The 8,805-nt window shown below is 71.2% G+C and carries 12 protein-coding genes; 11 read left to right on the forward strand and 1 reads right to left on the reverse strand.

Annotated features, from left to right (window positions below):
* Window positions 1–58 precede the first annotated feature (58 nt).
* The 9 genes from IE170_RS05870 (at window position 59) to IE170_RS05910 (ending at window position 6,489) form a co-directional block, all read left to right on the forward strand.
* Window positions 59–391: a TadE/TadG family type IV pilus assembly protein gene (locus IE170_RS05870; protein WP_229884606.1), complete on the forward strand. Its 333-nt coding sequence runs from the start codon at window positions 59–61 to the stop codon at window positions 389–391.
* Window positions 388–1,725, forward strand: a complete 1,338-nt coding sequence (locus IE170_RS05875) for a TadA family conjugal transfer-associated ATPase (protein WP_189808191.1) — start codon at window positions 388–390, stop codon at window positions 1,723–1,725. The genes IE170_RS05870 and IE170_RS05875 overlap by 4 nt, the downstream gene beginning before the upstream one ends.
* Window positions 1,722–2,660: a type II secretion system F family protein gene (locus IE170_RS05880; RefSeq protein WP_189808192.1), complete on the forward strand. Its 939-nt coding sequence runs from the start codon at window positions 1,722–1,724 to the stop codon at window positions 2,658–2,660. Before IE170_RS05875 ends, IE170_RS05880 begins: the two co-directional genes overlap by 4 nt.
* Before the next feature lie 16 nt (window positions 2,661–2,676).
* Window positions 2,677–3,570 (forward strand): DUF5936 domain-containing protein, encoded by an 894-nt coding sequence (locus IE170_RS05885; protein WP_189808193.1) that lies wholly within the window; start codon window positions 2,677–2,679, stop codon window positions 3,568–3,570.
* Window positions 3,570–4,256, forward strand: coding sequence for a response regulator (locus IE170_RS05890; protein ID WP_189808194.1), 687 nt, complete (start codon window positions 3,570–3,572; stop codon window positions 4,254–4,256). The genes IE170_RS05885 and IE170_RS05890 overlap by 1 nt, the downstream gene beginning before the upstream one ends.
* 110 nt (window positions 4,257–4,366) lie before the next feature.
* Window positions 4,367–4,567, forward strand: coding sequence for a hypothetical protein (locus tag IE170_RS05895; RefSeq protein ID WP_189808195.1), 201 nt, complete (start codon window positions 4,367–4,369; stop codon window positions 4,565–4,567).
* On the forward strand, window positions 4,564–5,205 hold the full coding sequence (locus IE170_RS05900) for a pilus assembly protein TadG-related protein (protein WP_189808196.1): 642 nt from the start codon (window positions 4,564–4,566) through the stop codon (window positions 5,203–5,205). Before IE170_RS05895 ends, IE170_RS05900 begins: the two co-directional genes overlap by 4 nt.
* A gap of 29 nt (window positions 5,206–5,234) precedes the next feature.
* Window positions 5,235–5,822 carry a hypothetical protein gene (locus IE170_RS05905; protein ID WP_189808197.1) on the forward strand — a complete coding sequence of 196 codons (588 nt, stop codon included), beginning with the start codon at window positions 5,235–5,237 and terminating at the stop codon, window positions 5,820–5,822.
* 4 nt (window positions 5,823–5,826) lie between these two features.
* Window positions 5,827–6,489 carry an OmpA family protein gene (locus IE170_RS05910; protein WP_189808198.1) on the forward strand — a complete coding sequence of 221 codons (663 nt, stop codon included), beginning with the start codon at window positions 5,827–5,829 and terminating at the stop codon, window positions 6,487–6,489.
* Here IE170_RS05910 and IE170_RS05915 read toward each other — a convergent pair.
* A complete protein-coding gene (locus IE170_RS05915; protein WP_189808199.1) occupies window positions 6,486–7,049 on the reverse strand; it encodes a TetR/AcrR family transcriptional regulator in 564 nt (187 codons plus the stop codon). The two genes, IE170_RS05910 and IE170_RS05915, sit on opposite strands and share 4 nt — an antisense overlap.
* A 153-nt stretch (window positions 7,050–7,202) precedes the next feature.
* Here IE170_RS05915 and IE170_RS05920 point away from each other — a divergent pair, with 153 nt between their 5' ends.
* A complete protein-coding gene (locus tag IE170_RS05920) occupies window positions 7,203–7,622 on the forward strand; it encodes a nuclear transport factor 2 family protein (protein WP_189808200.1) in 420 nt (139 codons plus the stop codon).
* Between the two features lie 315 nt (window positions 7,623–7,937).
* Window positions 7,938–8,805 (forward strand): CAP domain-containing protein (locus IE170_RS05925; RefSeq protein ID WP_189808201.1); only part of this gene is annotated, 868 nt, incomplete at its 3' end.

Here is an 8,805-nt window from a genome sequence, read left to right on the forward strand (position 1 = left end):
GCCCGGGCTCCCGCTCCGCCCCCGCCGCCCCGGCACCCGCCGCTGCGACCGCGGGCAGGTGGCCCTGGAGTACATCGGGTTCATCCCGATCCTGCTGTTCGTCGCGCTGTGCGCGATCCAGCTCGGCTGGGTGGCGTACGTCCACGAGCAGGCCGACACCGCGGCGCGGACCGCCGCCCGCGCCGAGGCCCGCGAGCGCGGCACCGGGGCCGCCGCCGGGGCGGCCGCCGTCCGGTCCGGGCTCGCCCCGCGCGTCGACGTCGCCGGCGACGGCGACGCCGTGACCGCCACCGTGACCATCACGATCAAGTCCCTCGTCCCCGGCCTGTCCCTCGACCCCGCCCGGGCGACGGCCGTGATGCCCGACGACGACCCGGAGGTCGGACCATGAGCCTGCGCGCCCGGGTCGCCACGCCCGACGACCGGCACGGCCCCCGCGAGGACGGCCTGCTCGTCTCCTCCTACCGCGCCAAACTGCTGGAGGAGATCGACCTCGCCGAGATGTCCGCCCTCGCCCCCGCCGAGCGGCGGGGCCGCCTGGAGCGCGTCCTCGGCCACATCATCAGTCGCGAGGGGCCCGTCCTCTCCACCGCCGAACGGGCCCAGCTCATCCGGCGCGTCGTGGACGAGGCCCTCGGCCTCGGCGTCCTCGAACCGCTCCTGGAGGACCCGTCCATCTCCGAGATCATGGTCAACGGCCCCGACCAGATCTTCGTGGAGCGCGCCGGCCGGGTCGAGCAGCTCCCGCTCCGCTTCGCCTCGCACGAGCAGCTCATGCAGACCATCGAGCGCATCGTCTCCACCGTCAACCGGCGCGTGGACGAGGCCAACCCGATGGTCGACGCCCGCCTCCCCAGCGGGGAGCGCGTCAACGTCATCATCCCGCCGCTCTCCCTCACCGGGGCGACGCTGACGATCCGCCGCTTCCCGCGGGCCTTCACCCTGCACGAGATGATCGCCCTCGGCTCCCTCGACGAGCAGATGCTGCTGCTGCTCGCCGGGCTGGTCCAGTCGAAGATGAACGTGATCGTCTCCGGGGCGACCGGCACCGGCAAGACCACCCTCCTCAACGCCCTCTCCGGCCTCATCCCGGAGGGCGAGCGGATCATCACCATCGAGGACTCCGCCGAGCTGCAGCTCCAGCAGGCGCACGTCATCCGCCTGGAGTCCCGGCCCCCGAACGTCGAGGGCAAGGGCCAGATCACCATCCGCGACCTCGTACGCAACTCCCTGCGCATGCGCCCCGACCGCATCATCGTCGGCGAGGTCCGCGGCGGCGAGACCCTCGACATGCTCCAGGCCATGTCCACCGGCCACGACGGCTCCCTCGCCACCGTCCACGCCAACAGCGCCGAGGACGCCCTCATGCGCCTGCAGACCCTCGCCTCCATGTCCGAGGTCGACGTGCCCTTCGAAGCCCTCCAGGACCAGATCAACAGCGCCGTCGACATCGTCGTCCAGCTCACCCGCTTCGGTGACGGCTCGCGCCGCGTCACCGAGATCGCCGTCCTCGACTCGCACGGCCGCGAACCCTTCCGCATCACCACCGTCTGCCGCTTCGCGGCCCAGCCGATGGGCGCCGACGGCCGCGTCCACGGCTGGTTCGAGTACCACCCCCTGCCGCGCCGCGTCGCGGACCGCCTCTACATGAACAACCAGCCGATCCCGCAGGCCTTCGGCGTCGCCACGTCGGACGACCAGCTCGCCACCCGGACAGCCCTGTGAACCCACTCATCGCCCTCACCCTCGGCGCCACCCTGCTGGCCTGCGTCCTCGTCATCGCGGGCGCGCACGTCTACCTCGCCGGCCGGGCCCAGCGCGCCGCCCTCATCGCCCGCCTCGCCTCCGACGGCGCCCCCGAGCCGGCCGGACGCCGCCGCCGCTTCCCCGGCGTCGACCGCCGGCTGCGCGGGACGGCCCTCGGCCGGCGCATCGAGCGCAAGCTGGCCGTCACCGGCCTCGACCTCACCCCCGGCGAGTTCCTCGTCTACGTGCTGATGTCCGTCGCCGGGATCTGGCTCCTCGCGGCGAGCTTCCTCGCCCCGTTCTTCGGCCCCGTCGCAGGCCTCGTCGGCCTGTGGGCGGCGGGCGCCTTCCTCGACTGGCAGCGCGCCCGGCGCACCGAGCGGTTCATCAACCAGCTCCCCGAACTCGCCCGCATCCTCGCCAACGCCACCCAGGCCGGACTCGCCCTGCGCACCGCCATCGCCATGGCCGCCGAAGAGCTCGAAGCGCCCGCCGGTGAGGAGCTCGCCCGCGTCGCCGACCGGCTCGCCGTCGGCCACTCCATCGAGGAGTCCCTCGGCGAGATCGCCGAACGGCTCCCCTCCCGCGAGCTCGTCGTCCTCGTCTCCACCCTGGTCCTCTCGGCCCGGGCCGGCGGCGCGCTCGTCGGCTCCCTGCGGAACCTGACGGTCACCCTGGAGCAGCGCAAGGAGACGCGGCGCGAGATCCGCACCCAGCTCTCCCAGGTCACCGTCACCGCCTACCTGGTCCCCGCGATCGGCCTCGGCTCGCTGCTGCTGGTGAACCTGATGATGCCTGGCGCACTCGACCGGATGACCGGGGCGTTCCTCGGACAGAGCGCCGTACTCGTCGCGCTCGGCCTGTTCACCCTCGGGTTCGTGCTGATCCGCCGCCTTTCGAAGATCGACGTGTGAGGGGGAGCGAGCCGACGTGACCGCCTTGCTGCTGGCCGTGGCCCTCGGAGCCTCCGTCCTCGGGATCTTCCACGGCATCCGGCTCTACCGGGCCGAGACGAAACTCCCGTCCGACCTGGCGCTCGCCCTGGAGGTCGGCGCCACCCGCACCACCGCCGTCGGCTCGGCCGTCGACCGGCTCGGCATCCGCTGGGCGCCGCTCGTGCTGCGCCTGATGGGGCCCGCCCGGGTGGCCCGCAAACGCCGCCAGATCGACATGGCGGGCAACCCGGCCGGCCTCACCATCGACCGCTACGCGGCCCGCCGCGCCGTCTACGGCTTCCTCGGCGCCTTCGGCGCGTTCGCGATGCTGCTGAACGGGCAGCTCGTCCCGGCGCTGCTGATGGTCGCCTTCGGCCTGTTCTGGATCGAGGCCGGACTGTGGTCGGCGATGCGGATGCGCCGCGACCACATCGAGCGGACCCTGCCCGACTTCCTCGACGTCCTCGCCGTCGTCGTCAGCGCCGGCCTCGGCTTCCGGCAGGCCCTGGAACGCGTCGCGGACAAGTACGAAGGCCCCTGGTCGGACGAGATCCGCATCACCCTCCAGCAGATGGACATGGGCGTCAGCCGCCGCCAGGCCTTCGACGAACTGCGCCGGCGCAACGACTCCGAACAGGTCGCCCAGTTCGTCACCGCCCTCCAGCAGGGCGAGGAACTCGGCTCCCCGATCGTGGACACCCTGATCGCCATCGCCGAGGACATGCGCCGCACCGACGCGCAGAACGCCCGCCGCCGCGCCGCCCGCGCCGTCCCCAAGGCCACCTTCGCGGTCACCATGTTCATGCTGCCGGGAACGCTGATCCTGCTCGTGTGCGGGTTCGTGTACGGGGCCGACGTCGACTTCGGCGCGATGCTCGGAGGCGGCTGATGGCAGCGCTCAGCGTCCTCATCGCCGACGGCAACCCCGTCGTCCGCGCCGGCCTCGCCGCCCTCCTCGGCGCCGCGGGCGGCTTCGAGATCGCCGCCGAGGCCGCCGACGGCCGCGAAGCCCTCAGCCTGACCCGCCGCCACGCCCCGGACGTCGTCCTGCTCGACGTCCGCATGCCCGGCGTCGACGGCATCTCGGCCCTCCCGCACCTGGTGCGGCTGGCGCCGGTCCTGATGCTGACGTACAGCCGGGAGGCCGAAATCATCCGGGAGACCCTCCTGCTGGGCGCGGGCGGCTACCTCGTGCACGGCGAATTCACGGCGGACGACCTGGTCCGGGCGGTCCGCGACGTCCGCGACGGCCGCGCCCACTTCACGCCGACGGCCGCCGGCGCGCTCCTCGCAGAACTCCGGGCCTCTTCGCAACCGCAACGAACTGTGGCACAGTCTCCTGAGCGGCTGCACAACTCTGTTCTGTTCGGGCTGAGTTCGCGGGAGGCGGAGATCATGGACCTGATCGCGTCCGGAATGAGCAACCAGCAGATCGCGGCCGCGTGCTTCATCAGCGAGAAGACGGTGAAGAACCACATCAACCGCATCTTCGCCAAGCTGCACAGCACCACCCGCAGCGAGGCGATAGCCCGCTGGCTGGGCACCGCCCGACCGGGGGTGACGGGACGTGGCTAGACACCGCGCACAGTGGGTCCGCAATTGGGCCCCGGGACCCTTGGTGACGACCCGTAACGCGCCGTACGGTCCGCAGACCGACAGCGCCACCGGACCGGGAGGGACCCCTCATGATGCAGAGCACCCTGGCGCGGATGCGGAAGCGGTACACCACGCCCCGAACCCGCGACCGCGGCCAGACGGCCTTCGAGTACCTGGGGATCATCCTGGTGGTGGTCGTCATCATCGGCGCGATCGTGGGCACGGGCATCGGGCAGGCCATTACCAACAAGATCAAGGACCAGATCACCGCCATAACGGCAGGCAAGTGATCGATTGGCTGCGAAGTGATCGCGGTCAGGCCTTCCCGATCTACGTCGTGGCGATAGCAGCGCTGCTTTTCGCCGCCTTGGCCTTCTTCGTTGTCGGCATGGCCGGTGCCACGCGAAGCGATGCCCAAGGTGCTGCCGATGCTGCTGCACTGGCTGCTGCCCGCGAGGCGCGGGACAACGTCTTCATCGGATTGGACCTGACCGCCCTGCGGCCAACCGACTGGCAAACGATCGTTGAGGGTAGGTCCATCGAGGCTCGCGGCGCTTGTGCCAAGGCCGTCGAATTCGCCGCTCTGAACGACGCCACAGCGCAGTGTCGCGCGGCACTTCCCGAGTTCGCCGTCTCGGTGACGACCAATGGAACGGTCGGCAGTTCGGTTGTCCCGGGTAGCTCGGACATGCAGGCCAGAGCTTCTGCGACTGCGGTGATCGAACCGCGCTGCTCGCTGCGTTCGGCTCCCGTCCCGGCTCCGACTCCTACGGGGTCTTCAAGTCCGGCTCCGTCCATGTCACCTTCCCCCGCTCCGGCGGGTGTCGCGTTCGTGTGCCGCGGAAAGCTCCTGCAACTGGATCCTGCCAAGCCGGGCCCGTTGCAGCGACTGGCGAGAGCGCTCTTCACCGTACGACTGGCCGACTGACAGCAACGACAGACAAAGGAATGGCGTAGATGAGCATGCGGCACACGGTGAAGGTGCGCGCGGGAGCGGCAGTTGTGGCCGTGTCAGGCCTGGCCTTCGCGCTGGCTGGCTGTGGTGGCGGCGACGACGGCAAGCCGGCCAGCGCGCAGAGCGTCTCCGCCCCGCAACCCACGGCAGGTCAGTCGCAGAATGCTGCCTCCGACAAGTCGGGTTCGGCTGCTGCCACCATCATTGCCACGGCAGCCGGTGAAGAAGGCATGGTGTTGGAGATCAACGAGGCGAGGCGCGACCAGGGTGGCTTCCTGACCGTGAGCGGTAACCTCAAGAACACTGGAGCGAAGGACTTCAACCACACGACCGCTTGGCGCGGCAATGAACTCACGGGCAGCGGTGAATCGGTTGCCGGTGCCACCCTGGTCGACAAGGCAGGCAAGAAGCGGTATTACGTGCTGCGGGACACCGAAGGTAGGTGCCTGTGTACCACCGGGGTGAACTCGATCGGCGCGGGCAAGGCGCTACCGATCTTCGCGCAGTTCCCGGCGCCGCCGACCACCACGACCGAGGTCGAGTTCAACCTCCCGACGTTCGCCTCGGCGACGATCAAGATTTCCGGGTGACCCCATGACCCAACGCCACCGCGTCGCCGCATCAGCAGCCGTGATCGGCATGCTCATGGCCGGATTCCAAGCCGCCGGCATCGGCGTCGGCACGGCCGCCGCCGACGACGTCAAGCCGTCCGTCCCGCCCGGCACGGAGCCCACCGCCGCGGCCCCCGTCCCCATCGACTCCAAGGCCCCCGGCCTGAAGATCCCCCAGGGCGGGACCCTCGCACCGGTCAAGGTGCTCGACATCGCCGAAGTCGTCGAGGACCTCGGCGGTGAGCAGCGCCGCCAGGAGACCAACCAGACCGTCATGATGGCCCTCCAGTCGGAGGTCCTCTTCCCGGAGAACAGCGCCGTCTTCAACGCGGCCGCTGCCGCCCGGATACAGGCCATCGCGCAGGAGATCAACACCCAGAAGGCCGTCCGCATCCGCGTCTTCGGCTTCACCGACGACCAGGGAAGCTACGAGCACGGCCAGGTCCTGTCCAAGCAGCGCGCCGACGCCGTGCAGGCCGAGCTGGCGAAGACGGTCACCGTCCCGGGTGTGGTCTACGACGTCCGCGGCTACAGCGAGGACTACCCGATCGCGGACAACGGCACGGAGGAGGGCCGCAAGAAGAACCGCCGGGTCGAGATCACCTTCCCCCGCAGTACCGGCACCGGCACCGTCACCGGCGGCTAACCGGCGCGCCCGTCCGCCGTTCGCAGCAGGGCCGCGGCGGTGGCGGCCGCGCGGCGGGCGGGGGCGGGGCCGGGGGCGAGGGCGGCCACCGCCGTCGCACCCTCGACGAGGATCAGCAGCTGCTCGGCGAGTTCCCCGCGGTCGGGCCCTGGCGGGAGGATTTCCGCGAGCAGCGTCCGCAGCTCCGCCTTGTGGCGGCGTACGGGTTCAAGAACCGCGGCCGGGCCGCCGGCGCCGAGTTCGCCGTACGCGTTCAGGAACGCGCACCCGCGGAACCCCGGCTCCGAGAACCATGCGGCCAGCCAGTCGAAGACGGCGCCCACCGGGTCGGCCGGGGCCGCCGAGACCGCCTCCCGCAGGCTGCCGGTCCAGCGCCGGTCGCGCCGCTCCAGGTAGCCGGCTACCAGGGCCTCCTTGGCGGGGAAGAGCTTGTACAGCCGCTTCAGCGGCACCCCGGACTCCGCGCGGATGCGGTCCATGCCGACGGCCTGGATGCCTTCGGCGTAGAACCGTGCCTCCGCCGCGTCGAGCAGCCGTGTGCGGGCCTCTTCGTCGTCCATGGCGGCAGCGTAACCCAGCTCCCCCTTGCGGTGAGAACGATCGTTCTCTAGCGTTGCCCCGCAGGTGAGAACGACCGTTCTCCATTGGTTGTGCGCTGCCTGCCGCCGTGCCGGCCTTCCCCGTCCCACCCCGCCCGCCGAGAGGTGACCGCCGTGACCGACGCCGCCCGCCCGCCCCTGCCGCCGTTCACCGAGGAGTCCGCCCGCGCCAAGGTGCAGGCCGCGGAGGACGCCTGGAACAGCCGCGACCCCGAGCGGGTCGCCCTCGCCTACACGGAGGACTCCGTCTGGCGCAACCGCGACCGCTTCCTCACCGGCCGCGCCGAGATCCGCGCCTTCCTCGCCGACAAGTGGCGTCGCGAGCTGGACTACCGGCTCCGCAAGGAGCTGTGGGCGTACACGGGCAACCGGATCTCCGTCCGGTTCGAGTACGAGTGGCACGACACCGCGGCCCGCTGGTGGCGCAGCCACGGCAACGAGCAGTGGGAGTTCGACGGCAACGGCCTGATGTCCCGCCGCGAAGCCAGCATCAACGATGTCCGGATCGGCGAGGCGGACCGGCGCCTGCACTGACGGCCGCGTCCGGTCCGCCGAGCCTCCGCCAAGAAGGCGGTACCCCGCGGTCCTGGACGAGGTGGCGGCCGCCCGCGGGCGGCCGTGCGCCCAAGCGGCCCCTCTCGAGGGTCCACCTGATCCGGTGCGGGGGCATCCCGGCGGAATCCCGGAGGCCGAGCGCACGCGCGAGCGCCGAATTCACCCGAGTGGCGCAGCGGGGTGCCCGTCGGGGGGCCTAGGTACGCCGAACGGGCGACGGTGGTCTCATCGCCGGAAGCGCGGTGACGTGCGCCCGGCGGACGGAGACCTCCACGCGGAGTCCAGAGGTGCCCGATGAAACCGAACTCTTTCGCAACAGCGGCTGCACTCGCCGGTCTGATCATGATGGGTCCGGCGTCGCCGGTCGCCTTCGGGCAGGGAGATCCGGCCCCTGGCCCGGTGGCCGGCACGGTCGATGCGGTCGGCGCCGTCGACGCCAGGGGCGAGACCTGCTCGTCGTCGGACCTTCCGCCCGGTACGGGCTCGCAGATCAACGACGCCGATGCCGCCGCAATCGTCCGGGCCCACAACGACGCGCGCCGCGACGCCGCCCGGAAGTACAACCCCGGTCTCACCGCGACCCCGGTGGTCTGGGACGCCAAGGTCGCCTGTGACGCGCAGGCATGGGCCGACGATCCCGCCTCAAGCGCGGGTGGCGGGCTCCACCACAGCAGTCGCGCCACCAACGGCAACCAGGGCGAGAACCTCCTGAACTCCTCCCCGGGACCGGCGCGCCCCCTGATTGCGTTCGACCCTTCGGTCTCCTTCAGCTGGATGGCCGAGAAGCCCGAGTTCGACGCCGACAACAACGCTCCCGTCAACAGCGGCGCGGCCGACGGGACCAACTACAAGGCGTGGGGACACTACTCGCAGATCGTGTGGATGAACCCGGCGTCGCTCACCACCAAGGTCGGCTGCGGGGTGAAAGACGGCGTGCCGGTGGGGAACAGCGGCGCAACCGGCTGGATCCTGGTCTGCCGGTACTTCGAGGCGGGCAACATCAACGGGCAGCGAGCCATCCCACCCGGCGGCGCCCCGGTCCCGCCGCCGCAGTCGCCGTCCACCGCCTCCTCCGGAGTGCGTCCGGCGATGGCGAAGCAGAACGACAACCTGTTGACCGCGCTCGCCGTGGACAGGGACGGTTTTCTGAATGTGGCGTGGG

Source organism: Streptomyces toxytricini (assembly GCF_014649915.1).
GTDB classification, from domain to species: Bacteria; Actinomycetota; Actinomycetes; order Streptomycetales; family Streptomycetaceae; genus Streptomyces; species Streptomyces toxytricini.